At 71.5% G+C, this 24,942-nt stretch carries 22 protein-coding genes; 9 read left to right on the forward strand and 13 right to left on the reverse strand.

Features of this window, described 5'->3' with window-relative positions:
- Positions 1-3: 3 nt before the first annotated feature.
- Positions 4-327, forward strand: coding sequence for an STAS domain-containing protein (locus PGH47_RS29260; RefSeq protein WP_019760944.1), 324 nt, complete (start codon positions 4-6; stop codon positions 325-327).
- 259 nt (positions 328-586) lie between these two features.
- Positions 587-3,136 carry an ATP-binding protein gene (locus tag PGH47_RS29265; RefSeq protein WP_271665866.1) on the forward strand — a complete coding sequence of 850 codons (2,550 nt, stop codon included), beginning with the start codon at positions 587-589 and terminating at the stop codon, positions 3,134-3,136.
- Between the two features lie 277 nt (positions 3,137-3,413).
- Here PGH47_RS29265 and nucS read toward each other — a convergent pair whose 3' ends face one another.
- Complete coding sequence (nucS, locus tag PGH47_RS29270; protein WP_271665867.1) at positions 3,414-4,085, reverse strand: endonuclease NucS; 672 nt, start codon at positions 4,083-4,085, stop codon at positions 3,414-3,416.
- A gap of 265 nt (positions 4,086-4,350) precedes the next feature.
- Here nucS and PGH47_RS29275 point away from each other — a divergent pair, with 265 nt between their 5' ends.
- A complete protein-coding gene (locus PGH47_RS29275) occupies positions 4,351-4,743 on the forward strand; it encodes an SCO5389 family protein (RefSeq protein WP_030959211.1) in 393 nt (130 codons plus the stop codon).
- Between the two features lie 103 nt (positions 4,744-4,846).
- Here the strand turns inward: PGH47_RS29275 and PGH47_RS29280 are convergent, their stop codons facing one another.
- Entirely contained in the window at positions 4,847-5,875 is a 1,029-nt protein-coding gene (locus PGH47_RS29280; RefSeq protein WP_271665868.1) for an LLM class flavin-dependent oxidoreductase, read from the reverse strand.
- 223 nt (positions 5,876-6,098) lie between these two features.
- Here PGH47_RS29280 and PGH47_RS29285 point away from each other — a divergent pair, with 223 nt between their 5' ends.
- Positions 6,099-6,431 (forward strand): ATP/GTP-binding protein, encoded by a 333-nt coding sequence (locus PGH47_RS29285; protein ID WP_271665869.1) that lies wholly within the window; start codon positions 6,099-6,101, stop codon positions 6,429-6,431.
- 10 nt (positions 6,432-6,441) lie between these two features.
- Here the strand turns inward: PGH47_RS29285 and PGH47_RS29290 are convergent, their stop codons facing one another.
- From PGH47_RS29290 to mce, 7 genes are all read right to left on the reverse strand, one after another.
- Positions 6,442-7,314 carry an ABC transporter permease subunit gene (locus tag PGH47_RS29290; RefSeq protein ID WP_271665870.1) on the reverse strand — a complete coding sequence of 291 codons (873 nt, stop codon included), beginning with the start codon at positions 7,312-7,314 and terminating at the stop codon, positions 6,442-6,444.
- Positions 7,311-8,585: an ABC transporter ATP-binding protein gene (locus tag PGH47_RS29295; protein ID WP_271665871.1), complete on the reverse strand. Its 1,275-nt coding sequence runs from the start codon at positions 8,583-8,585 to the stop codon at positions 7,311-7,313. The genes PGH47_RS29290 and PGH47_RS29295 overlap by 4 nt, the downstream gene beginning before the upstream one ends.
- Before the next feature lie 123 nt (positions 8,586-8,708).
- The gene (locus PGH47_RS29300) at positions 8,709-9,479 is read right to left on the reverse strand and encodes an ABC transporter permease (protein WP_271665872.1); all 771 of its coding nucleotides are present in this window, start codon (positions 9,477-9,479) and stop codon (positions 8,709-8,711) included.
- A gap of 2 nt (positions 9,480-9,481) precedes the next feature.
- A complete protein-coding gene (locus PGH47_RS29305; protein ID WP_271665873.1) occupies positions 9,482-10,465 on the reverse strand; it encodes an ABC transporter ATP-binding protein in 984 nt (327 codons plus the stop codon).
- A gap of 86 nt (positions 10,466-10,551) precedes the next feature.
- Positions 10,552-11,490 carry a cellulose-binding protein gene (locus PGH47_RS29310; protein WP_030954674.1) on the reverse strand — a complete coding sequence of 313 codons (939 nt, stop codon included), beginning with the start codon at positions 11,488-11,490 and terminating at the stop codon, positions 10,552-10,554.
- Positions 11,491-11,674: 184 nt separating this feature from the next.
- Positions 11,675-15,523: a polarized growth protein Scy gene (gene scy, locus PGH47_RS29315; RefSeq protein WP_271665874.1), complete on the reverse strand. Its 3,849-nt coding sequence runs from the start codon at positions 15,521-15,523 to the stop codon at positions 11,675-11,677.
- A 210-nt stretch (positions 15,524-15,733) separates the two neighbouring features.
- A complete protein-coding gene (gene mce, locus PGH47_RS29320; RefSeq protein WP_030957920.1) occupies positions 15,734-16,174 on the reverse strand; it encodes a methylmalonyl-CoA epimerase in 441 nt (146 codons plus the stop codon).
- A 149-nt stretch (positions 16,175-16,323) separates the two neighbouring features.
- Between mce and PGH47_RS29325 the strand changes: the two genes are divergently transcribed.
- The 3 genes from PGH47_RS29325 to PGH47_RS29335 all read left to right on the forward strand — a co-directional run bounded on the left by PGH47_RS29325 (position 16,324) and on the right by PGH47_RS29335 (position 20,015).
- Positions 16,324-17,526 carry an acetyl-CoA C-acetyltransferase gene (locus PGH47_RS29325; RefSeq protein ID WP_030957918.1) on the forward strand — a complete coding sequence of 401 codons (1,203 nt, stop codon included), beginning with the start codon at positions 16,324-16,326 and terminating at the stop codon, positions 17,524-17,526.
- A gap of 39 nt (positions 17,527-17,565) precedes the next feature.
- The gene (meaB, locus tag PGH47_RS29330) at positions 17,566-18,552 is read left to right on the forward strand and encodes a methylmalonyl Co-A mutase-associated GTPase MeaB (RefSeq protein WP_271665875.1); all 987 of its coding nucleotides are present in this window, start codon (positions 17,566-17,568) and stop codon (positions 18,550-18,552) included.
- A gap of 215 nt (positions 18,553-18,767) precedes the next feature.
- The gene (locus PGH47_RS29335; RefSeq protein ID WP_271665876.1) at positions 18,768-20,015 is read left to right on the forward strand and encodes an MFS transporter; all 1,248 of its coding nucleotides are present in this window, start codon (positions 18,768-18,770) and stop codon (positions 20,013-20,015) included.
- Positions 20,016-20,032: 17 nt separating this feature from the next.
- Here the strand turns inward: PGH47_RS29335 and PGH47_RS29340 are convergent, their stop codons facing one another.
- Positions 20,033-20,671 carry a PepSY domain-containing protein gene (locus tag PGH47_RS29340; RefSeq protein ID WP_271665877.1) on the reverse strand — a complete coding sequence of 213 codons (639 nt, stop codon included), beginning with the start codon at positions 20,669-20,671 and terminating at the stop codon, positions 20,033-20,035.
- 116 nt (positions 20,672-20,787) lie between these two features.
- Here PGH47_RS29340 and PGH47_RS29345 point away from each other — a divergent pair, with 116 nt between their 5' ends.
- Complete coding sequence (locus PGH47_RS29345; protein WP_030950107.1) at positions 20,788-21,456, forward strand: response regulator transcription factor; 669 nt, start codon at positions 20,788-20,790, stop codon at positions 21,454-21,456.
- Entirely contained in the window at positions 21,453-22,877 is a 1,425-nt protein-coding gene (locus tag PGH47_RS29350; RefSeq protein ID WP_271665878.1) for a sensor histidine kinase, read from the forward strand. The genes PGH47_RS29345 and PGH47_RS29350 overlap by 4 nt, the downstream gene beginning before the upstream one ends.
- Before the next feature lie 38 nt (positions 22,878-22,915).
- On the opposite strand, the gene PGH47_RS29355 is transcribed toward PGH47_RS29350, so the two are convergent.
- From PGH47_RS29355 to PGH47_RS29365, 3 genes are all read right to left on the reverse strand, one after another.
- Positions 22,916-23,392 carry a MarR family winged helix-turn-helix transcriptional regulator gene (locus PGH47_RS29355; RefSeq protein ID WP_271665879.1) on the reverse strand — a complete coding sequence of 159 codons (477 nt, stop codon included), beginning with the start codon at positions 23,390-23,392 and terminating at the stop codon, positions 22,916-22,918.
- A 102-nt stretch (positions 23,393-23,494) separates the two neighbouring features.
- Entirely contained in the window at positions 23,495-24,295 is an 801-nt protein-coding gene (locus tag PGH47_RS29360) for an AIM24 family protein (RefSeq protein WP_271665880.1), read from the reverse strand.
- Positions 24,292-24,942 carry an AIM24 family protein gene (locus PGH47_RS29365; RefSeq protein WP_271665881.1) on the reverse strand — a complete coding sequence of 217 codons (651 nt, stop codon included), beginning with the start codon at positions 24,940-24,942 and terminating at the stop codon, positions 24,292-24,294. The genes PGH47_RS29360 and PGH47_RS29365 overlap by 4 nt, the downstream gene beginning before the upstream one ends.

Here is a 24,942-nt window from a genome sequence, read left to right on the forward strand (position 1 = left end):
GATATGCACATCAGGGGCGACCACGCCGAACTGGTCGTCGGGGGCCGCCTCGACGTCCGCAGCGCGGCGGACGCCCGTACGGTCCTGCACTCGGCCGTCGACGACGGAGTCGGCGATCTGGTGCTGGACCTGTCCGAGCTGGAGTTCTGGGACGCCACCGGACTCGGGGTGATCATGGGGGCCCACCGGCGGGCCGGCCGCTGCGGCCGGCGCCTGGTGCTGCGCGGCGTGCCGCCGCAGATGCAGCGCCTGCTGGTGGCCACCCGGCTGCACCGGATCCTGGCGATCGAGGGCGGCATCGGGGTGGAGTCCCTGCCCCGGGTGTGACACCCGGCACGGGTGGGGCGGGACAGTGGGGCGTTCCGGTTGCGAAGCGCACGTCGCGCCCAATCCTCACGAGACTGTGATGTCTCGGACGGCGCGGTACCCCGACCTGTCGTAGATACTGTGCGAAGGTTTAGGGTTCGGCTGCCCGCTGCCTAGACAAACCCCTTCGAGCGGGCCCGGACCAGAAGCGACAGCGCGGTGTGCAAAGGCCGGGAGGGGCCGCGAACTGCACACGACGCTTTTGGGGGGCTTGAAACCTATGGACCCGAACACCCGGGGACCCGAGGAGTACGGCCATGACGCCGACGGCCAGTCGTCGCGCCCGCGCCCGCCCAGGGACCCCCTCACACCCGACTTCGGCCAGCACTCGCCCGCACTCGCCCGCACGGTGCAACTGGTCTCCGGTGACTACCTGCTCACCGTCAACCCCGTCGACGGCAGCGAGATCGAGATCTGCCCGCAGGCGGAGCGTCCCGGGCGGCCCGAGAAGCTGACCCCGGCCGAACGCGCCGAGGTGGACCGAGCCGCCAAGCCGCCGGTCCCGCCCGGTCCGACCCGTCCCGCCGAACCGCTCCTGGCCCGCCAGGACGAGCGCGAACAGCTGGTACGGATGCTGGCCCGCGGTCGCTCCGTGCGTCTGGTCGGCGCCCGTGGCACGGGCCGCACCAGCCTGCTCGACCTCGTCGCCGAGGACTGCGTGGACCTCGCCCCCGACGGCGTCGTCCGCCTCACCGGCTTCCACCGCGCGCCCACCGATCTGCTGTACGACCTCTTCTACTCCGTGTACGGCGCACCCCTGTACCGCCCCGAGCGGGGCGAACTGCTCTCGTGCGTGCGTGAGATCGGCGCCGTCGTCGTCCTGGACGACATCGAGTTCGGCGGCGCCGCGCTGGAAGAGCTGCTCGACGCGACCCCCGAGTGTGCCTTCCTGCTCTCCGCCACGCCCGAGGTGCCCGCGCCGTCCGCCGACTCCGGCATCGAGGAGGTCGCCCTCGAAGGGCTCGACCGTGCCGCGAGCGTGGAACTCCTGGAGCGCGGCATCGGCCGGGTCCTCACCGAGGACGAGGCGAACTGGGCCGGCGACCTGTGGTTCGAGTCCGAGGGCCTGCCACTGAGGTTCGTCCAGGCCGGGGCGCTGCTGCGGCAGCGGGACCGGCTGCGGGCCGGCGCGGACGCCGTCGACGAGTACGGCGTCTTCGACGACGCCCCGCCGTCCGACGCGCCTTTCGACGCCCCGGTCGACCCCGAGGGCGGCGAGGAGGCACCGCTGCCGTCGCTCGGAGAGGCCGCGGGACCGGCACAGCTGCTCGCCTCGCGGCTCAGCACCTCCGCCCGGACCACCCTCAGGTTCGCCGTCGCGCTCGGCGGCGAGGTGCCGCACCAGGCGCATCTGCCCGCGCTCGTCGGGGACACCCACGCGGACGCCGCGCTGGGCGAGCTGGCCGACTGCGGGCTGGTCTCGCCCGTCGGCTCCCGCTACCGGCTCGCCGCCGGGGTGCAGGTCCAGCTGGAGGCCGCCGGGTACGCCGACGACGCCCAGGACGACGCCCGCACCGCCGTGCAGCACTACGCCTGGTGGGCCGGGCACCCCTCGGTCACGCCGGAGCGGGTCTCCGCCGAGGCCGACGCCGTGCTCGCCGCACTGGGCGTGCTCGTGCCGGCAACGACACCGCCCGCCGAGGGCGAGGAGAGCCCGACCGTACAGCTGGCCCGCACGGCGGCGCCCGCGTTCGCGGCGGGACTGCACTGGAACGCCTGGGAGCGGGCCCTGCGCGCCGGCGCCGAGGCCGCCCGCCTCGCCGGTGACGTGTCCGAACAGGCCTACTTCCACCACGAGTTGGGCGTCCTCGCGCTCTGCGGCGACCAGCTGGACCGGGCCCGCACCGAGCTGGAGACCTCCATCGGCCTGCGCGGCGCCCTCGCCGACAAGCGCGGCACCGTCGCCGGGCGCCGCGCCCTCGCGCTGGTCTCGGACCGCTCCGGTACGGCGCCGGGACTGGCCGCGTTCGGCGCGACCGCGGGCGAGGAGGTGCCGGACGCGCGCTACGAGGAGTCGCAGTCGCCGCCCGGCGGAGTGCGGACCCCGTTCCCGCCCGTCGGTGACACCGGGACGCTGGTCACCCACCGGGCGTCCGCGCCGTCGGCCCCGATGTCCTCGCACAAGGGCCGCGGCGGCATCCGGAACTTCGCGCGCCGCAACCTCGTCGCGGCCGGCGCGGGCGCGCTGCTCGTGGCGGTGCTCGGCACGGTGGTGACACTCGGCGCCACGTCCGACAACGACCCCAACGCCCCGGCCAACCAGGTCGGCGTCAACCCGTCCGCCAGCCAGGGCCCCGGTGACGACAGCCTGGGCGCGGACAAGGTGGAGAGCGACGACAAGGGCGACACCGGCACGGCCACCAGCCGGCCGACGGATCCGGGTCCCGACGGCACCCTCGGCACGGCGGACGACCCGACCCCGACGGACGATCCGACGGACCCGTCGGACGACCCGACCGGGACGCAGGGTTCGAGCGGCGGCTCCACGCACTCGCCGACGAAGCCGCCGTCGTCCCCGACGAAGCCGCCGTCCTCGCCGACCAGGCCGCCCAGCCATACGCCGACGGACGACCCGACGACCGAGGACCCCACGGAGGAACCGACAGAGGAGCCGACGGAGACCCCGACCTCTCCGACGGAGACCCCGACCTCCTCGACCTCGGCCAGCGGTCCGGCCTCGTCCAGCCCTGCGGAGACCACCAACTCGGCGAGCGCCCCGGCGTCCACGCGGGTCGACACCCCGAGCACGGACGCGGACGCACTGATCTGACCTACGGTCGGTGACCCGAGCGGCGGTGGGCGATCCTGGCCCACCGCCCGTGATCCGAGTGGTGGTTGGTGAGCGGGCCCACGGCTGGTGAGCAGGGCGATTGTCCGGGGTGCGACGACCGTCGTGGCCCGGGACCCGTCCCCGGCCAAAACTTGTCCGCCGCGACGGCACGCGGCCCCTCTGGCGCGTTTCGGCGGTGCCAACCGGCCTCGGCGTCGGTTCGGCACCGCCGGACAACGTCGTGGCGGCAGCAGGGGAGCGGTGATGCGCCGCGGCCCTAGAACAGCCGCAGCTTGTCGTCCTCGATGCCGCGCATCGAGTCGTAGTCCAGGACCTGGCAGCCGATGCCGCGGTCCGTGGCGAGGACCCGGGCCTGGGGCTTGATCTCCTGGGCCGCGAAGATGCCGCGCACCGGGGCGAGATGCGGGTCGCGGTTCAGCAACTCCAGGTAGCGCGTCAGCTGTTCCACACCGTCGATCTCACCGCGCCGCTTGATCTCGACCGCGACCGTCGCGCCCTCCGCGTCCCGGCACAGGATGTCGACCGGCCCGATGGCCGTCATGTACTCGCGGCGGATGAGCGTGTAGCCCTCGCCCAGCGTCTCGATGCGGTCGGCGAGGAGTTCCTGGAGGTGCGCTTCCACGCCGTCCTTGATCAGGCCGGGGTCCACACCCAGTTCGTGGGACGAATCATGGAGGATTTCCTCCATCGTGATGATCAGCTTCTCGCCCGCTTTGTTGGTGACCGTCCAGACGTCCTGCTGCTCGCCGTCCCCCTCCTTCAGAGTGCAGGGCGGCGACATCCAGTTGAGGGGCTTGTAGGCCCGGTCGTCCGCGTGGATCGAGACGCTGCCGTCCGCCTTGACCAGGATCAGACGGGGCGCCGAGGGCAGATGGGCGGTGAGCCGGCCCGCGTAGTCGACGGAGCATCGGGCAATGACGAGACGCATGGTCGGCAACGCTACTCGACGGGTCCCTGTCGACGCGATTCGCCCTGGGGGAGTCCGTAAGACCCCGGACTGCCCCTGTTCATTTCTGGCCGATTGTGAGCCCAACGGGGCCCGCCCATGTACGCATTCTCCTGGTGCCGTCACCGTCTGTTGCCTACCGTATTAAACGGGAGGTCGCGAGGCGTGTACACAGAGTGTCCGGTATCGCGAACTCCCTCATCTGTCCGGCAACCCCTGCTGCTGCGGGGGTGCGAGAGGAGAACCCATGTCGCTCGACGTCTCACCGGCCCTACTCGAACAGGCCGAGCGAGGCGAGGTCGACGAAGCCGCCTTCGTCGACTGCGTCCGGACCTCCCTGCCCTATGCATGGGAGATGATCAGCTCCCTGGTGGCCCAGCTGAAGGTCGACGGCGGTTCGTTCGCCGACAACCAGACGCCCCCGCCGGACGAGCAGGCACGTGGCCAGCTGCTGCGTGCGCTTGCGAGTGACGCGATACGCGGCGCGCTGCAGCGGCACTTCGGGGTGCGACTGGCATTCCAGAACTGCCACCGGGTGGCGGTGTTCCCGCTTGACTCCTCGGTCGACGAGACGCTGTCCCGCTTCACCTCGGTGCGCAGCCAGGTGCTGAACCAGTCCCCGGAGTTCAGGGACTGCTGACGCATTGAGTCGCTTGCTTGCCGCTCCATACGCGGGAGGTGCATTCAGTACTGGGGCGGCAAGCCCTCTGGCGGTCCGGGGTGTTCGGTGCGCACCGGCCGACTCAGCCGAGGTGCGGCAGCACTTCGGTGCCCAGCCGTCGTACGTTCTCCTCGGTCGCCGCCAGGTCGCCGGAGCCCTCGACCAGCAGGGCGAAGCGGGAGATCCCGGTCCGCTCACTGGTCGCCGCCAGGCGGTCGGCGCACAGGCGCGGCGTGCCCACCGGGTGCAGCCCGCAGAGGAGTTCGGTGTACGCCAGCGGGTCGCGCATCGAGCGCCTGCGGCCGTCGACCGTCACATGGGCGTCCAGGCCCTGGCGCAGCCAGCCGGGCATCGCCTTGGTGAGGGTCTCCACCGCGTCCGTGCGCCGGTCCGCGATCTGGCAGACGCCGGCCGACACATGGGCCGCGCCGCGGATCTCGTCCACCGGCCGCCCGGCCGCGCGGGCGTGCTCCCGCCACAGCGCGACCATCTCGGCCTTCTCCTCGTCGCCCACGTGCATCCCGAGCAGCATCGGCAGCCCGCGCTCGGCCGCGAGCCGCACACTGCGCGGCGAGGTGCACGCGACGACGACCTCGGGGCCCTCGACGTCCGAGAGGCACTCCGACGGCCGCGGTACGACGGCGACCTCGCGGAAGCCGAACCGCTCGCCGGCGGCCGCGACCGAGGGCTCGCGCAGCCAGCGCATCAACAGATCGAGCGACTCCGGGAACCCTTCCTCGTACGCCTTGAGGCCCTGCCCGAACACCTCCAGGTCGACCCACGGCCCACCGCGCCCCACGCCCAGCGAGAACCGCCCGCCGGAGGCGATGTGCAGCAGTGCCGCCTGCTCGCCGAGGGCCACCGGGTGGGCGGTGGGCAGTACGCTCACCGCGGTGCCGACACGCAGCCGGCTGGTGCGGCCGAGCAGCAGGGCGGCCAGGGTGATCGCGGACGGACAGGTGCCGTACGGCACGAAGTGGTGCTCGGCCAGCCAGACCGAGTCGAGCCCCGCCTCCTCGGCGACCTCGGCGGAGCGGACCGCGCGGTGCAGCGCCTCCCCATCACCCTGGCCCGGGAACCGGGCCGCGAGTACGAAACTTCCTACGCGCATTGCTGTTTCCTGCTTCCTTGGCTCCGACGCGGAGCTCCCCCACCGGGCATAACCGTCTGACACGTGCCGAGGACACGGCTTGGCGAAGAGATTTGCGGATTGTCTGCAGAATCAATGGCCGACGTGAGGGACTTGTGGGGGTTGGTGCCGTACGACTACCCCTGTCCGTGCCGCGTAGGCTGGATGCGACCCGTGCATCCTGTATAGCCCCGTGAGGTGTTCCGTGTCCCCGCGTCGCAACCGACCCAAGGATTCCGGCTCGTCCGGCCACAGTGCCGAGGACGACCGGCCCGGCCGCTACGGCGGCTGGCAGTCCTCGGAGAGCTGGGACGACGAGGAGTGGAACGTACGGCATGTGGCGGGTGCGAGTGCGCAGGGCAAGGCGTACCGCTGCCCGGGCTGCGAGCAGATGATCCCGGACGGCGTCCCGCACGTCGTCGCCTGGCCCGACCACGCGGGCGTGGACGACCGGCGCCACTGGCACAAGGCGTGCTGGAACGCGAAGGACCGCCGCACCACACGGGTGCAGCGGTCCAGGAACGCGCCGAGGTTCTAGCCGGCCGGTCTCACACGTCGCGCTTCTCCAGCAGCGCCCAGGCGCCTGCGAACGCGGCGGCCGTGACGCCGAGCATGATCCACAGCGGATCCCAGCCGGACGGGCCTGACTCGGAGAGGGACTGGGCGTAGAAGACGCTCAGCTGGTTCGGGATGGAGTACTCGAACAGCGCCTGCTGAAGGTCCTTCAGCGACTCCGAGAACATGAAGAGGGCGATGACCAGCGGGGCCAGCAGGACGCCGATCATGATCGTGATCGCGCCCGCCGAGTGCCGGATGATCGAGCCGACGACGAGCGAGAGCAGCCCGAGCAGCGCGATGTAGAACGAGATGCCGACGGTGCCCTTCAGCCACTCCTCGCCGGTCGGCTCCCGGGAGCCCTCCAGGAAGGCCACGTCCGCGAGGGCGACCAGGACGGCCGACGCCAGCGTCACCACGAACGCGACCACGAAGAACACGATCGACTTGGCCGCCAGCACCCGGCCGCGCGTCGGGCACGCGGTCATCGTGGTGCGGATCATGCCGGTGCCGTACTCCGAGGCAGTGGTCAGCACGCCGAGCGTGATGATGCAGATGCTGCCGAGCAGCAGTCCGAAGAAGCCGAACGACAGCGGGCTCTCGCCGGAGAGGCTCTCCTCCGAGGCGTTGCCGGCGATCAAAGCGGCGACCGATAGGCCGATGCCGATCACGAGCACGACGAACACCCCGAGCGTCCACATCGTGGAGCGCACCGAGCGGATCTTCGTCCACTCCGAGGCGAGCGCGTGCCCGAGGTGCGTGCGGACCACGGGGATCGGCGAGGTGTAGGTCGGGTACGGGGTGCCGGGCGCCGCCTGCCAGTTCGGTGCGGCGGTCTGCGGCATCGGGGGCTGGGGCGTGCTCATCGGGCGTCCTCGGGCTGGGTCGGGGCGGCGGGCGTGGCGGCAGGAGCGCTCGCGGGCGCCTGGGCGGGGTTCTGGGCGACCGGCGGCGCGGGCTGCGCCGGAGGAGCCGCCGGAGCCGGGCCCGGGGCCGTCTGAGGCGCCTGCGGGGCCGCCTGGGCGTACGGGTTCGGCGTTCCGGCCCCCGGAGCCGCCGGAGCGCCGTACGGCCCGGGCTGACCCGGCTGTGCGGCGTACGGCTGCCCGCCCTGTTGGGGCGGCGGCGGGGCGTACCAGCCCGGCTGGCCCTGACCGGGCACCGGCATCGGCGGCTGCGCGCCCGGTGGCAGCGGCTGCTGCAGCCCTTCCTTCTGGTCGATGGTGGAGCGGTAGTCGACCGCGCCCTGCGTCATCCGCATGTACGCCTCCTCCAGCGAGGCCTGGTGCGGCGACAGCTCCCACAGACGTACGTCGGTGTCGTGCGCGATGTCGCTGATGCGGGGGAGCGCCAGCCCGGTGATCCGGAGCGCGCCGTCCTGCTCGGGCAGCACGTGCCCGCCCGCCTCGGTGAGCGCGCCGGCCAGCTTCTCGCGCAGCTGCGGCTCGGTGTCGGGCGTACGGACCCGGGCGAAGCCCGCGGAGTTCGCGGCGATGAAGTCCTTGACGCTCATGTCGGACAGCAGCTGGCCGCGCCCGATGACGATCAGGTGGTCGGCGGTCAGCGCCATCTCGCTCATCAGGTGGGAGGAGACGAAGACGGTACGGCCCTCGGCCGCCAGCGACTTCATCAGGTTCCGCACCCAGAGGATGCCCTCGGGGTCGAGGCCGTTGACCGGCTCGTCGAACAGCAGCACCTGGGGGTCGCCGAGGAGCGCGGCGGCGATGCCGAGCCGCTGGCCCATGCCGAGCGAGAAGCCCTTGGAGCGCCGTCTCGCCACGTCCTGGAGGCCGACCACGCCCAGCACCTCGTCCACCCGACGGGCGGGGATGCCGGACAGCTGGGCCAGGCTGAGCAGGTGGTTGCGCGCGGCGCGTCCGCCGTGCACCGCCTTGGCGTCCAGCAGCGCGCCGACCTGACGCGGGGCGTTCGGCAGCCTGCGGTACGGGTAGCCGCCGATCGTGACATGCCCCGAGGTCGGATTGTCCAGGCCGAGGATCATGCGCATCGTCGTCGACTTGCCCGAGCCGTTCGGGCCCAGGAAGCCGGTGACGGCGCCGGGCCGCACCTGGAAGGACAAGTTGTACACAGCGGTCTTGTCGCCGTAGCGCTTGGTCAGGCCGACTGCCTCGATCATGCTCCGCACCCATCGAAAGGTTCAGGACAGCGGGGCACACGCCCCCCGTAAGGGTTAGGAGGATACCGAGGCGCTGACGGTTCCACTCAAGAGCAAGTAAAACCTCGCACCGTGGTCTCCTCGCTACGCGTCCCGTTTCTTGAGCGTGGCGTAACCGCCGGCGAGCGCGGCGATCACCCACAGCACCATGATCCCGAGCCCGCCCCAGGGGCCGTAGGGAGTGTCGTTGTCGACCGGGGTGACCACCTGCATGATCTTGCTGCCGGCCTGGTCGGGCAGGTAGCGGCCGATCTTCTCGGTGGCCGAGACGTTCCCGAGGATGTTGGAGATCAGGAAGAAGAACGGCATCAGGATGCCCAGCGACAGCATCGGCGAGCGCAGCATCGCGGCGACGCCCATCGAGAACATCGCGATGAGGGCCATGTAGAGCCCGCCGCCGATCACCGCCCGCAGCACGCCCGGGTCGCCGATCTCGGCCCGGTACTCGCCGAGCATCGACTGCCCGAGGAAGAAGGCGACGAAGCTGGTGGCCAGGCCGACGACCAGGGAGAGCCCGGTCGCCACCGCGATCTTGCTGAACAGGAAGGTGCCGCGCTGCGGCACGGCCGCCAGCGAGCTGCGGATCATCCCGGTGCTGTACTCGTTGGAGACGACGAGCACCCCGAACACGATCAGCGCGAGCTGGCCGAGGCCCATCCCGGCGAAGCTGGTGAAGGTCGGGTCGAAGGACAGCTGGTCGTTGCGGCTCATGTCGTCGAACTCGTTCTTCGACAGGGCCGAGATCAGCATGCCGAGGGCGATGGTGACCACCACCGCGAGGGACAGCGTCCACATGGTGGAGGCGACGGACCGGATCTTGGTCCATTCGGAGCGGACTACCTGGGTGACCACCATGCTCAGCTCCTCCTCCAGTCGGCGCCCCACTGCTGCTGTTGCGCCCGGGCCGGGGCCTGCGCCTGCGCCTGCGGCGGCGCCTCGGCGTGCGCGTGGTACTCCACCGACTCCGCGGTCAGCTGCATGAACGCCTCCTCCAGGGAGGCCTGTTGCGGACTCAGTTCGTGCAGCACGACCTGGTGGCGCGCCGCCAGCTCCCCGATCTGCTCGGACTTGCCGCCGTCCACCTCCAGCGTGCCGTTGCCGTTCTGCACGGCGGTGATCCCGGCCTGCTGCAACACGTCGAGCAGCCGCTCGCGCTGCGGGGTGCGGATACGGACGTACGCCCGTGAGTTGCGCGCGATGAACTCGGGCATGGACGTGTCGGCGAGCAGCCGCCCCTGTCCGATGACGACCAGATGGTCGGCGGTCAGGGCCATCTCGCTCATCAGGTGGGAGGAGACGAACACCGTCCGGCCCTGGGCGGCCAGCGACTTCATCAGGTTCCGGATCCAGTGGATGCCCTCGGGGTCGAGGCCGTTGACCGGCTCGTCGAACATCAGGATCCGTGGATCGCCGAGCAGCGCGCCCGCGATGCCGAGCCGCTGGCCCATGCCCATCGAGAAGCCCTTGGTCTTCTTCTTGGCCACCGCGGTCAGCCCGACCGCGTCCAGCACCTCGCGCACCCGGCTGTCCGGGATGCCGTTGCTCTGGGCGAGGCACAGCAGATGGTTGTGGGCGCTGCGTCCTGGGTGCCAGGCCTTGGCCTCCAGCAGGGCGCCGATATAGGTGAGCGGGTCCTTCAGCTGGTCGTAGTGCTTGCCGTCGATACGGACGTCACCGGCGGTGGGCCGGTCCAGGCCCAGGATCATGCGCATCGTGGTCGACTTGCCCGCGCCGTTGGGGCCGAGGAACCCCGTGACGATGCCCGGTCTCACCGTGCACGTCAGGTTGTTGACCGCCACCTTGTCGCCGTACCGCTTCGTCAGCCCCTCGAGCTCGATCATGCCGCCCACGCTAAAACGGGACAAAGCCCTCTGCCACCCCAGTGGCAGAGGGCTTTGCGAAAATTCAGCAGGCGTGTGCCGGATCTTTACCGGGACTGCTGAGCGGGCACCCCACGCGTGATCGGCTCGTCCTCGGCGGCCGGCGCACCGGTCGCGGCCACCGCGGCACCGGTCAGCGTCGCCAGCATCTCGCGGACGTTCGTCAGCTGAGCGTTGATGCTGTCGCGGCGGTTGGTGAGAGCCGCGAGCTCGCGCTCGGATTCCGAACGGATCCGGTCGGCCTTGGCGTTGGCGTCGGCCACGATGTCCTCGGCCTGGCGCTGAGCCGTCTCCACCGTCTGACGGGCACGGCGCTCGGCGTCGGTGCGCAGCTTCTCGGCCTCCAGGCGCAGCTGCTCGGCGCGGTGCTCGATCTCGGCGAGACGCTTCTCGGCCTTGGCCTGACGCGAGGCCAGGTCGCGCTCGGACTGCTCGCGGCGCTTGGCGAGGTTCGTCTCGAAGTCGGCGGCGGCCTGCGCGGCCTTGGCGCGGGTCTCCTCGAAGAGAGCGTCGGCCTCCTCGCGCTTGGACTGAGCGTCCTTCTGCGCCTCGGCACGCAGCTGGGAGGCGTCGCTCTTGGCCTTCTCGACGATCCGGACGCCTTCGTCCTCGGCCTTGGACTTGCGCTCCGCAGCGAACGATTCTGCGTCGTTACGAACCTGCTGGGCCGCCGACTCGGCGAGCTCGCGGTGCTGCTCGGCGGCGCGGCGGGCCTCCTCGCGCAGATCCTTGGCCTCTTCCTCGGCGAGGCGGAGGATCTTCTCGACACGCGCGCCGAGGCCGGCGTACGACGGCTCTGCGTCGGTTACCTGGGCCTGGGCGTTCTGCGTCTCGAGGTGGAGCTCCTCGATGCGCTTTTCCAGAGCGGTGATGCGGGTGAGAGCGCTGTCACGGTCGGAGACGAGCTTGGAGATCCGTTCGTCCACCTGAGCGCGGTCGTACCCACGCCGCACTAGCTCGAAGCCGTAGGGGGAAGTGTCGCTCATGGGGTTCCTGTCGAAAGAGACCGGTGAGGTGATAAGTGGAATCCTAGGGGCCGAAGCGGTGTGTCATCGAGCGGATACGTGTTTGATCTGGAGAATGAGACCCCTTTTGAGTGGCTAACCGTCGGACGGCTTGCCAAAAACCGGGTCAAAGGCCCCCAGGAGACACCGGAACCCGCCCGACCCGCTAGCCCTCTGACGACTTGCCACCCGTTCGGGGTGCTCCGACTGTCGCACCCGCCTTGACCCCGCCGTCCTTGGCGCCGCCCGGTGCCTCGAACGACTCCAGCGCCTCCAGGACGTCCTGGACCCGCGAGATCTCGGCGTTGATGTCCTCACGCCGCCGCACGAGGACCTCCAGCTCGCGCTTGCCCTCCTCGACCGTGCGCTTGGCCTCGCGGATCGCCTCGGCCTTGAGCTCCTCGGCCTCCTTGATGAGGGTCGAGCGCTTCTGCTCGGCCTCCTTCAGCAGCCCCTCGGCCTTCTTCACGGCGGCGATACGGACCTTGCCGGCCTCGGAGTTGGCCTCCGACACCAGCTCCTTGGCCTTCGCCTGGGCCTTGGCGAGCTGCTCCTCGGAGGCCTTGATGAGGGCGTCGCAGCGGTCGCCGGTCGACTTCATCGTCTCCGAGGCCTCGCGGCGGGCCCGCTCGTGCAGGTTCTCGATCTCGCTCGTGATGCGGTCGCGCAGCTCCTCGGCGCGCTCCCTTATCGACGTGGCGTCCCGGCGGGCGCCGACGAGCAGCTCGTCCGCGTCCGTGCGGGCCTTCTCCACCATCGAATTGCCCTCGACGGTCGCCTCGGAGACCAGCCGGTCGGCCTCCTTGCGGGCCGCGCCCACCATGGTGTCGGCCTGGCCCTCGGCGTCCGCGGTCGTCTTGTGCGCCTGCTGCTGCGCCTCGGTGAGGAGCTTGTCCGCCTCGGCCGTGGTCTCCGTGATGAGCGTGTCGACCTGCTCGGCGACGTCCTGGCGCCGCTTGCTGGCGTCCTTGCGGACCTCGTCGAGGGTCCGCTCGGCCTCCTCACGGGCCGCGTTCACCAGCCGCTCCGCCTCCGCGGAGGCCTCGGCCTTGAGGCGCTCGGAGTCCCGGCGGACCCGCTCGGCGTGCTGCTGGGCCGACCCCACCGTCTCGGCGGCCTCGGCGCGCAGCCGCTCCGACTCCGACGTGGCGTCCCCGACCAGCTTCTCGGCCTTGGCGAGCGCGTCGGCGCGCACCCGGTCGGCCTCCGTGATCGTCTCCGACTGGAGCCGCTCCGCCTCCGAACGGGCCTCCGTGATGAGGGTGTCGGCCTGCGTCGCCGCGTCGGACCGGATCCGGTTGGCGTCCTCGCGGGCGTCCGCCCGGGTGCGGGACGCGGCCTGGTCGGCCTCGGCGATCTTGTCGGAGGCCTCGGTGCGGATGCGCTGGGCGTGCTCGGAGGCGTCCGACCGCAGCCGCTCCGCCTCGGCGATGGCCTCCCCGACCGTGCGCTCGGCGAGGGACTTGGCGGCCGCGGCCTCCTCGTTCGCCTCGCGGCGCACACGGCCCGCGTCCTCGCTCGCCCGCTCCCGCTCGGCGTAGGCGTCCGCGCGGACCCGGTCCGACTCCTCCTCGGCCTCCCGGCGCGTACGGTCCGCCGCGTGCTCGGCGGCGCTGCGCAGCCCGGTGATCTCCTCCTGGGCCTGCTCGTGCAGCCCGGTCACGGAGTCACGGACCTGCTGGGCGTGCTGCTCGGCCGCCGACACCATCTCGGTGGCGCGCCGGTCGGCCTCCTCGACCAGCCGTACCGCCTCGGCCTGCGCCTCCTCCACGCGATTGCGCGCGGAGGCCAGCAGCTCCTCGCTCTGCTCGCGGGCCCGCTCGCGCTCCTGGTCGGCCTCCTGGCGGGCGGAGCCGAGGAGTTCCTCGGCCTCGCGGCGGCGCCGGAGAGCCTCCTCCTGGGCGGCGGCCAGCGTCTCGGACGCCTCCGTCGCGAGCCGCTCGGCGGCGGCCTGTGCCTCGGCACGCACCCGGTCGGCGGTGTCCTGCGCCTCGGACTTCAGCCGCTCGGCCTCGGCCGCGGCCTCCGACCTGAGGCGTACGGCGATGGCCTCGCCCTCGGCACGGGACGCGGACGCGTCCGACGCGGCCTCGGTGCGCAGCCGGTCGGCCTCCTCCTCGGCCTGCTGCTGGAGGGTGCGGATCCGCTCGGCGGCCTCACCGCGCAGCCGGTCCGTCTCCTCACCGGCCTCACGGCGGATGCGCGAGGCCTCCTCGCGGGCGTCGGCGAGCGCCTGCTCGGCCGCCGCGAGCCGCTGCTCGGCGTCGGTGTGAAGGCGCGTCAGCTCCTCGGCGGCCTCCTCCCGGCGGGCCTCGACGCCGCGCTCGGTCTCCTCGCGCAGCTCGCGGGCGGCCTGCTCGGCGTCGGCCTTGATGCCCTCGGCCTGCTCGACGACCTCGTCGCGGTGGCGCTCGGCCTCCTGGCGGGTGCGCTGAAGGGTCTCCTCGGCCTGACGGCGCAGCGTGGTGGCGCGCTCGATGGCCTCGGTGCGGACCTTCTCGCTGTCCGACGTGGCCTTCTGACGCAGGTCGTCAGCGTCCTGCCGGGCCTTGGACAGCAGCTCCTCGGCGGTCTTGGCCGCCTCCTCGATCTGCTGGACGGCCTCCTTGCGGGCCTCCGCGCGGATCTTCTCGCCCTCGGCGACGGCCTCGGAGCGCAGGTGCTCGGCCTCGCCGCGCAGCCGGCGTGCCTCCTCCTGGAGCTCGACCGTCTTGGCGCGGTACTCCTTGGTGTCGTCCTTCGCCGAGCCCTTGAGCTGTTCGGCGATGTCGTGCGCCTCGGCGCGCAGCCGGTCCGCCTCGGCCTCGGCCTCGGTGCGGATCCGCTCGGCCTCCTCGGCCGCGGCCTTGGTGGTGTTCTGCGCGTCCTCCTGCGCCTTGTTGAGGACGTCCTCGGCGGTCTTGGCCGCCTTCGAGAGCTGGGTCGCGCTCTCCTCGGCGGTGATCGTGCGGGCCTTCTCGGCGGCCTCGGCGACGATCTTCTCGGCCTCGGCGCGGGCGTCGGCGACGACCTGCTCGGCGTCCGCCTTGGTGGACTCGGCGTCCTTGGTGGCCTCGCTGACCAGCCGGGCGACCTGCTCCTTGGCCGTCCGCATGCGCTGTTCGTTGGCCGACTCGGCGCTGGTGAGCGCCTTCTCGGCGGCCGTCGTGGCCTCGGCGACCAGCTTCTCGGCCTCGGACTGCGCCTTGCGCAGCGCCTCCTCGGCCTCCGACATGCGCTGCTCGGCGGCCCGGCTCAGCTCGGTGGCCTGCCGGCGGGCGGAGTCCGACTCCGAGGCGGTGGAGGTACGCAGCTGCTCGGCGTGGTCGGTGGCCTCCTGGGCCTGCGTCGAGGCGGCGTTCAGCAGCCGCTCGGCGTCCGTGCGGGCCCGGAGCAGGATCTGCTCGGCCTCCGCGCGGGCCTCCTCGGCCGCGCCCGTCAGGCGCTGGCGGGCCTCGCCGGTGAGCCGCTCGGCCTCGGCGCGCGCGGCCGACATGGCCTGGTCGGCCTCGGCACGCGACTCGTCGAGGAGGCGGCGGGCCTGCGACTCGCTGCGGGCGCGCAGCTGCTCGGCCCACGCCACGTTCTCGTTGACGTGCGACTCGACGGTCTGACGGCGCTCGGCGAGCTCCTGGTCCAGCTGCTGGCGGCGGGTGACCGCCTCCTGGTGCAGCTCGGCCTGGAGCCGGGCCGCCTGCTCGGCGTGCTCCTGGAGGATGCGCTGCGTCTGTGCCCGGACCTGGCTGAGCTCGCGCTCGGCGTCCTGGCGCAGCTGGTCCGCCTGGACCTGGGCGTTGCGCAGCAACTGCTCGGCCTGATAGCCGATGTCCCCGCCGTCGAAGGCGGGCCGGGACATGATGGTCCGCCGCGCCTCGTGCAGCTTGGCGCGCAGCACCTCGACCTGGTAGCCGAGGTCCTCGGCGTGCTGGATCGCCTTCTCTCGCTCGGTCTTCAGCCGATCCATCTCGGCCTCGAACCGAGAGAGGTGGTCGACGTCAGCCGCCGGCTCTCGCTCCTGGCGTTCGTAGCCCCGCACTGCGCGGTCCCATCCGTCCCCTGGTCGCAAGTCTGGCCATACGGGCTCCGTCCGTCCGCCGAACGGGGCCCCCGGGGAATGGTGTCAGATCAACGGCGGAGCATGGGCTGCTGCCCCGACGCTCGCCCCCCGAAACCCGGACCCCGGCATGCGGCCACCCCGTGTCGAGGAGCGACCGCCCCCAACCCTACCGGCCCATATGTACGAGGGTCAGTGCTCAGGTGACTCAACAGGCGCCGAAGTGACCAGTTCTGTCAGTACTCCGTGGCAATCCTTGGGGTGCAGGAAGGTGATTCGTGACCCCATGGAGCCACGTCGGGGCTCTTCGTACAGAACGCGTACGCCCTTGGAGCGGATGTCGTCGGCGTCCGTGTCGACGTCCGCCGTACCGAAGGCGATGTGGTGGACACCCTCGCCGTTCTTGTCGAGCCACTTGGCGACGGTGGAGTCCGGGCGGGTGGGCTCGAGAAGCTGCAGGTAGGAGGCGCCGCCGTCGGAGGTGTCATTGATTTTGAGCATGGCCTCGCGGACGCCCTGCTCCTCGTTGACCTCCGAGTGGTACACCTCGAAGCCGTACGTGGCCCGGTAGAACTCGACAGTCTTGTCGAGGTCGAAGCAGGCGATCCCGATGTGGTCGATTCGAGTCAGCATGGAATTCAGTGCAGCGCTCCCGCGGTGGTTACGCAACGTGCCAGCGATCACACCGACAGCCCGGTGACGGCACGGAGTGCCACTCAGTACATTCGAAGTAAACCCTCGTTCACTCCTCGGCTGCTCAAGCTGGAAGGGGATCGCACCTCATGTCTTCTGGAAACGGCACGACCTCCGTGATCGTCGCGGGTGCCCGTACCCCGATGGGACGGCTGCTCGGCTCACTGAAGTCCTTCTCCGGAGCCGACCTCGGCGGCTTCGCGATCAAGGCCGCCCTCGACCGTGCGGGTATCGGTGGCGACCAGGTTCAGTACGTGATCATGGGCCAGGTGCTCCAGGCCGGGGCAGGGCAGATCCCGGCACGCCAGGCCGCGGTCAAGGCCGGCATCCCGATGAGCGTCCCGGCGCTCACCGTCAACAAGGTGTGTCTGTCCGGCCTCGACGCCATCGCCCTCGCGGACCAGCTGATCCGCGCCGGTGAGTTCGACGTGATCGTCGCGGGCGGTCAGGAGTCCATGACCAACGCCCCGCACCTGCTGCCGAAGTCCCGTGAGGGCTTCAAGTACGGCGCGATCGAGATGCTCGACTCGATGGCCCACGACGGCCTGACCGACTCCTTCGAGGGCATCGCCATGGGCGAGTCCACGGAGAAGCACAACACCCGCCTCGGCATCCTGCGCCCCGAGCAGGACGAGATCGCCGCGCTGTCCCACCAGCGCGCCGCCGCCGCCCAGAAGAACGGTCTGTTCGAGGCGGAGATCACCCCCGTGGAGATCCCGCAGCGCAAGGGCGACCCGGTCCTGTTCAGCAAGGACGAGGGCATCCGCGGCGACACGACGGCGGAGTCGCTCGGCAAGCTGCGCCCGGCGTTCGCGAAGGACGGCACGATCACGGCGGGCTCGGCGTCGCAGATCTCCGACGGCGCCGCCGCGGTCGTCGTCATGAGCAAGGCCAAGGCGCAGGAGCTCGGCCTGGACTGGATCGCCGAGATCGGCGCGCACGGCAATGTCGCGGGCCCGGACAACTCGCTGCAGTCCCAGCCCTCCAACGCCATCCAGCACGCCCTGAAGAAGGAGGGCCTGGAGGTCTCCGACCTCGACCTCGTCGAGATCAACGAGGCCTTCGCCGCGGTGGCCGTGCAGTCAATGAAGGACCTCGGCGTGTCCACGGAAAGGGTGAACGTCAACGGCGGAGCCATCGCCCTCGGTCACCCGATCGGCATGTCGGGTGCGCGGCTCGTCCTGCACCTGGCGCTGGAGCTGAAGCGGCGGGGCGGCGGCATCGGCGCGGCCGCGCTGTGCGGTGGCGGCGGCCAGGGTGACGCGCTGATCGTGCGGGTACCCAAGGCCTGAGTTCTCCTTCAGTAGGACCTCTTTGTGAACGGAGCTGTGATGCAGGACGTCTCCACCCTGGTGGCCCAGGCCAGGGAAGGCCGGCCGCGGGCCGTGGCCCGGCTGATCTCCCTGGTGGAGGGGGCGTCCCCGCAGCTGCGGGAGGTCATGGCGGCGCTGGCCCCGCTGACGGGCAACGCCTATGTAGTGGGCCTGACCGGCTCCCCGGGCGTCGGCAAGTCGACGTCCACCTCCGCCCTGGTCACCGCGTACCGCAAGCAGGGCAGGCGGGTCGGCGTCCTGGCCGTCGACCCGTCCTCGCCCTTCTCGGGCGGTGCCCTGCTCGGCGACCGGGTGCGGATGTCGGACCACGCCTCCGACCCCGGCGTCTACATCCGCTCGATGGCCACCCGGGGCCACTTGGGCGGCCTCGCCTGGTCCGCCCCGCAGGCGATCCGTGTCCTGGACGCGGCCGGCTGCGACGTGATCCTGGTCGAGACGGTGGGTGTGGGCCAGTCGGAGGTGGAGATCGCCTCCCAGGCCGACACCTCCGTCGTCCTGCTCGCCCCCGGCATGGGCGACGGCATCCAGGCGGCGAAGGCCGGAATCCTGGAGATCGGCGACGTGTACGTCGTCAACAAGGCCGACCGCGACGGGGCCGACGCCACCGCCCGCGAGCTCAACCACATGCTCGGCCTCGGCGAGTCCCGCGGCCCCGGTGACTGGCGCCCGCCGATCGTGAAGACGGTCGCCGCCCGTGCCGAGGGCGTCGACGAGGTCGTGGAGGCCCTGGAGAAGCACCGGGCCTGGATGGAGGAGCGCGGCGTCCTGGCCGAGCGCCGCCGCGCCCGCGCCGCCCGCGAGGTCGAGACGATCGCCGTCACGGCCCTGCGGGAGCGGATCGCCGACCTGCACGGCGACCGCCGCCTCGCGGCACTGGCGGAGAAGATCGTCACCGGTGAACTGGACCCGTACCGCGCGGCGGACGAGCTGGTGGCGGGGCTGACGGGTGCGGTTGAGGGCGCCGACGGTTCGGCAGGGTCCTGAAGGGGCGCGGGGAACTGCGCGACCAGCCACGACGTACTCGCGGACGCAGGACGGCACATCTCGGCACTCCCAGCGGAGCGCTGCTGCTAGGTTGATCCGCATGTACCTCCTCTCGGCATAGGGCACGCCCGCCCGCGCACGGTGAACGACCCCCTCGGTCGTGACCGGCGTGGCGCTTCGGCGTCCCCTTTTCCGCCTCGAGTCGAGGAATCCCCGTGTCTTCCACATCTGTGGCGCGGCCTTCGTATGCCGCCGTCCTCCGGATCCCCCATGCCCGCCGCACCTTCGCCGCCGCCCTGCTCGGCCGGCTGTCCTACGGTGTCGCCCCGCTGTCCGTGATGCTCGCGGTGACCCGGGCCTCCGGGTCGTACGCGGTGGCCGGCGTCGTCATGGCGCTGTTCTCCGGTACCAGCGTCTTCCTGTCGCCCGCCCGGGCGACCCTGATCGACCGGCACGGGCCGCGCCGGGCGCTCGTGCCGATGGTGGCGGCCCACTCGGCGCTGCTCGTACTGCTAGCCGCGCTCGTGTGGCGGCCGGGCGCCGCCTCCCCGTTCGTCCTCGGCGTCGTCACCGCCTTCGCCGGTGCCTGCACTCCGCCGCTCGGGCCCACCATGCGTGCCGTGTGGGGGCGGCTGGCCCCGGACCGGGCGCTGATGCAGCGGGCCTACAGCCTCGACGCCGTCGCGGAGGAACTGCTCTTCGTCTCGGGGCCGTTGCTGGTGGGCGTGCTCGTCGGGTTCGCCCCACCGGCGTTCGGGGTGCTCCTCGGGGCGGCGCTGATGGTGGTGGGGACGGCCGGGTTCGTGTCGTCGCCGGTGGTGCGCGCGGTGCCGGCCGGCAAGCGCGAGACGGGGCCTGGCGCGGCCGGGCGGCGGGTGCTGCGCGGCCTGGGGCGGCCGGTGCTCGCCGCCGCGGGCGTCGGCCTCGCCCTGGGCGTGCTCGATCTGCTGGTCGTCGCCTTCGCCGAGACAAGCGGCCACGGCGCGGGCAGCGCCGCCTGGGTGCTCGCCGCCCTGTCCGCCGGAAGCGCCGTCGGCGGGCTGCTCAACGGGGCCGTGGCATGGCGGTCCGCCGCCGGGACACGGCTGGCCGCGCAGAGCGCCGGACTGGGCCTTGCGCTGTGCGGCGCGGCACTGGCCCAGGGCCTCGGCACCCTCGCCGTGGCGGTCGCGGTCGCCGGTGTCTTCGTGTCCCCGCTGGTCACCACCGCGTATCTCATCGCCGACGAGACGGCCGCGCCCGAGGCCCGGGTCCAGGCCGGCGCCTGGGTCAACACGGCCGTCAACGCGGGCGGTACGGCCGGTGCCGCGGCGGCCGGTGTACTCGTCGGGTCGCTGCCCGCGGGCGTGTGCTTCGCGGTGACCGGGGGCGTGATGATGCTGACGGCACTGGCCGTGGCGCGGGGTGCGACGGGACGCGAGAAGGGGTACGGGATGTCCCGTACCCCTGAGGTCACGCGATGACGTGAGGCGAGGCGGCGTCAGTCGTCGAGGTCCTGGGTGACCTTGCCCGTCCCCAGGTCGACCTTCCACTCGCCCTTGGTGGTCTCCACGCTCCAGGCCGCGGGGCCGTCGTCGTCGAGGTCGACGTCGGTGACGGTGCCCTTGGCGGCAGCGGCCACGGCGGCCTCGCGGGCGTCGACGTCCGCGCCCTTCAGCGCGGCCAGGTCCTCGCGGGCGTCGTCGTCATCGTCGTCGTCGCGGTGGGCGCCGAGGACCTTGCCGTCGCTCGCGGAGACCCGGACGTCGTGTTCGGTGCCGTCGCCCTTGACGACGTTCACCTCCCACGCCCGGGAGCCGTCGTCGTCCAGGTCGGCGCCGACGGCCGTGCCCGGCGTGTGCTTCAGCGCCGCGGCGATGGCGTCGGCCGCGGTGACCTTCGCGCCGGCGGCGTCCGAACGGACCTCGACGCTGTCGTCGTCCCGCTTGTCGTCCCGGTCGTCGGCGCGGTCCTCGGCGGAGTCGTCCGCGCTGTCGTCCCGGTCGTCGCTGATCCGGACGCTCGACTGCCGCTGCGTGGCAGCGCCGTCGTCGTCACCGGCGGCGGCGTAGGCCGCGACGGTGCCGCCCCCGATCAGGGCCGCTGCGGCGACGGTGGCGATGACGATGTTGCGCTTCATTCCGGTTCCTCCCGAGTCGTTGTCGTTTCGACACCGCTCAATCTGCCGAACCGACGCTGAGGGGAACCTGAAGGACCCTGAAGAGATCTTCAGCTTGGCTTTGCGAACCTTTACGCATGCGCCTGTTGATCGTGGAGGACGAGAAGCGGCTGGCCCTGTCGCTCGCCAAGGGACTGACGGCCGAGGGATACGCCGTGGACGTCGTCCACGACGGCCGCGAGGGGCTGTACCGCGCCTCCGAGGGGTCGTACGACCTCGTGATCCTCGACATCATGCTGCCCGGCATGAACGGCTACCGCGTCTGCGCCGCCCTGCGCGCCGCCGGCCACGAGGTGCCGATCCTGATGCTCACCGCCAAGGACGGCGAGTACGACGAGGCGGAGGGCCTGGACACCGGCGCCGACGACTACCTCACCAAGCCGTTCTCGTACGTCGTCCTCGTCGCGCGTGTGAAGGCGCTGCTGCGGCGCGGGGGACAGGGCGCCGGGGCCTCGCCCGTGCACGTCCACGGCGACCTGAAGGTCGACACCGCCGCCCGCCGGGTCTTCCTGGGCGAGGCCGAAGTGACCCTCACCACGAAGGAGTTCGCGGTCCTGGAACAGCTCGTGACGCGGGCCGGCGAGGTGGTCTCCAAGGCCGGGATCCTGGAGCACGTCTGGGACTTCGCGTACGAGGGCGACCCCAACATCGTCGAGGTGTACATCAGCACCCTGCGGCGCAAGCTGCGCCCCGGGCTGATCCGGACGGTGCGCGGCGCCGGCTACCGGCTGGAGAAGGAACGATGAGAAGGATCTTCGGCTCGGTCCGGTCCCGGGCCACGCTCGGCGCCACCCTCGTCGTTGCGGTGGCACTGGTCGCGGCGGGGGCGGCGGTGCTGCTGTCGCTGCGGTCCAACCTGATGGAGCAGGCCGGCAACGAGGCGCAGCGCACCGCGCAGAACGTCGTCGCCCAGCTCGCCGCCGGGAAGCCCTACGACCAGCTGGACCTGGACGACGAGAGCCCGGTCCAGGTGGTCGACGCCAACGGCACGCTGGTCGCCGCGAGCGACGAGCTGGAGCGGATCAGCGGCACGGCCACCGACGCCGTCAAGCCGCAGCCGCAGTCCGGCGGAACGGGCACGGGAGCCGGCGCGGACGACGACGATGACGACGCCGACGACGACTCCGGCCGCGGCGAGGCCGGTGAGATCGGCGAGGGGACCGAGTTCAGCGACGGCTCGGCGACCATCGACGGCGAGAGCGCCGACTACCGCTTCGCCGCAGTCCCCGTGGAGGCCGGCGACCGAGGGCGACTGACGGTGTACGCCGGTGGTTCGCTGGACGCCGAGCAGAGTGCCGTGAACACCGCGCTCACCGTCATGCTCATCGGCTTCCCGCTGCTGCTCGGCGTCGTCGCCGGCGTCACCTGGCTGGTCACCCGGCGCGCCCTGCGTCCGGTCGAGGGCATCCGGGGCGAGATGGCGGCGATCACCGCGTCCGAGGACCTGGCGCGCCGGGTTCCGGTGCCGGGCACCCACGACGAGGTCGCCCGCCTCGCGCTGACCACGAACGAGACCCTGGCCGCCCTCCAGACGTCGGTGGAGCGCCAGCGCCGCTTCGTCGCCGACGCCTCGCACGAGCTGCGCAGCCCGATCGCCTCCCTGCGCACCCAGCTGGAGGTCGGCGTCGCGCACCCCGAGCTGCTCGACCTCGACGGCGCGGTGGAGGACACCGTACGGCTCCAGGGTCTGGCCGCCGACCTGCTGCTGCTCGCCCGTCTGGACGCGGGGGAGCGGCCGGGTGACGCGCGGTTCGACCTCGGTGCGCTGGCCCGTGAGCAGGCCGAGGGGCGGGCGGAAGTGACGGTCGAGGCGCGGTCCGCGCAGGTGGCGGGGTCGCGGGGGCAGGTGGGGAGGGTGCTCACCAACCTGCTGGACAACGCCGCGCGGCACGCGCGCTCGGCGGTCACCCTGACCGTGCGCCGGGAAGGGGAGTGGGTCGTCGCGGCGGTCGCCGACGACGGGGACGGAGTGGCCGAGGCCGACCGGGAGCGGATCTTCGAGCGGTTCGTCCGGCTCGACGAGGCCCGCAGCCGTGACGACGGCGGGGCCGGGCTGGGTCTTGCCATCGCCCGTGACGTGGCCGTACGGCACGGGGGCACGCTCACCGTGGGCCGGGCGCCGGCGGGCGGAGCCCTGTTCGAACTCCGCCTGCCGCAGGCTCAGTAGGCGCCGGGTTCGCCGGCGTCCGTGGGGGTCCGCCCGGGTTACGGACGTCCCCGCTGGCCGCGCAGGTGCTCCGCGATCGGCTTGAGGGCCTTGTCGAGCTCCGTCAGGGAGTCGGGGGAGAGCAGGTCGATGAAGTGCCGGCGGACGGACGCCACGTGGTGCGGCGCGACCTTCTGCATGGTCTCCATGCCGTGGTCGGTGAGGACCGCGTAGAGCCCGCGGCGGTCGGACTCGCAGTTCTCACGCCGGACCAGGTTCGCGTTCTCCATCCTGGTGATCTGGTGGGAGAGCCGGCTCTTGGACTGCAGGGTGGCGGAGGCGAGGTCGCTCATCCGCATCCGGACGTCCTCCGACTCGGAGAGGTTCACCAGGATCTCGTAGTCGTTCATTGTCAGGCCGAACGGCTGGAGGTCTTTTTCGAGCTGGTAGCTCAACAGCCTGTTGACCTCCAGGTGGGTGCGCCAGGCGCACTGCTCCGCATCGGTCAGCCAGCGGGTGGCCGTTTCGGTCTCCATGAATGAAGTCTACCTAAGAAGTTGAAAGGCGAACTAGTGAGGGTTTTCGTGTGGCACGACCGTGTGCGCACACGTTCGATGTCACACTCCGCAGACTACCGCTCACAGCCCGAAGCGACGCTGGAGGTCCCCCAGCTGTCCGGGAAGGCGCGGTACCCCGGCCGGTTGTGAAGGCCCTGTGTGCGACCCTCCGCCACCGGGCACTCCGGCGTCCGGCGGGACCACCCCCGTGGCCTGCTCGGCCATGAGGGTCTCGGACGACTGCAGCAGGACGGTGCCGGCCCCCACGAACTCGAACTGATGCTCCTCCCCGGAGGCCCCGCCAAGGCCCGTCAGTGCACGTAGACCGCCCATTACGCCGGTCATGTAGCCGTGGTCGTAGTGGTGGCACGGCGAGGGGCAGTCGGCCCAGCCGACGAGCGCCTGCGGATCCACCCGGATCGGCGGTTCCATGAACACCACCGGCCCGTTAGATGCAGCCACGAACTTTCCGGTTCCGATGAGTGTCAGAAAACCCGGCACGATCGATTGCTTGAGTGCAAGAGTTGGCTGAAAAGCGAGCAGGTTGCCCGAGCGAATGGTCAGATTGCCGTCTTCGAGGTCGTACGAATTCACGTCGAAGGCCCGGTCGGCCAGCAGCATCTTCCCGGAGCCCTCCGCCACGACCCAGTCGCTCGCGTGCAGTGGCGAATGAAAGGAAGTACGGACAAGTCGGTCGAGTCGGCCGTGCCCGACGCCGTTGAAGTCGATCGAGCCGTAGTAGGCGATCATCTTCCCCTTCTGCAGGAACCACTGGCTTCCCTTGAGTTCCACGCAGAAGGTGTAGGCGTTGACGTTGTCGTCGACGGGCAGCGAGGCCGGGTCGAGGACCGTGGGGCCGCCGGGGGTTCCGTGGGTGCTCACAGCTTTTCCTCCGACGCCTGGACGTAGACGGCACCGTTGCCGCTGAGCTCCAGCTGGAACGCCTCGCCGGAGCCGCGGCCCACCATGTCGCGCCAGCCGAGCGCGGTGGACAGCTTGTTGCGCACATCGCCGTGGTGGGCGACGTAGGCCTGGGGGTCGACGTGGACCGGGCGCTGCGGGGTGATCGGGATCTCGAAGACGCCGCCGTGCGCCATGACCGCCACCGCGCCGTGCCCCTTGAGGGTGGTGGTGAACAGCCCCTGTCCGGAGACCTGGCCGCGCACCATGCCCATGACGCCGCCCTGCGAGCCGAGGAACATCGTGCCCTGGTGGAGCGTGCCCTCGAAGGCGAGGAGGCGGTCCGCCTCGACGCACAGGGTGTCGCCGGCGAGGTGGATCACCTGCACATGGTGGCCGCCGTGCCCGAAGAGCACGGTGCCGCTGCCCTCGACGCTCATCAGCGGGGTGTCCTCGTTCGCCACCCGGCGCCCGATCATCGACATGATCCCGCCCTGGCCGCCCGCCATGTTGGGGGTGAAGGACACCTCGCCCTTGTAGGCGAGCATCGCGCCGCGCTGGCTGAACAGCTTCTGGCCGGGCATGACCGTCGCCTCGACCATCTTGGAGTTGATCTCGCGGAAGGCCAT

The sequence above is a fragment of the Streptomyces sp. HUAS 31 genome (assembly GCF_028198125.1).
GTDB classification, from domain to species: Bacteria; Actinomycetota; Actinomycetes; order Streptomycetales; family Streptomycetaceae; genus Streptomyces; species Streptomyces chartreusis.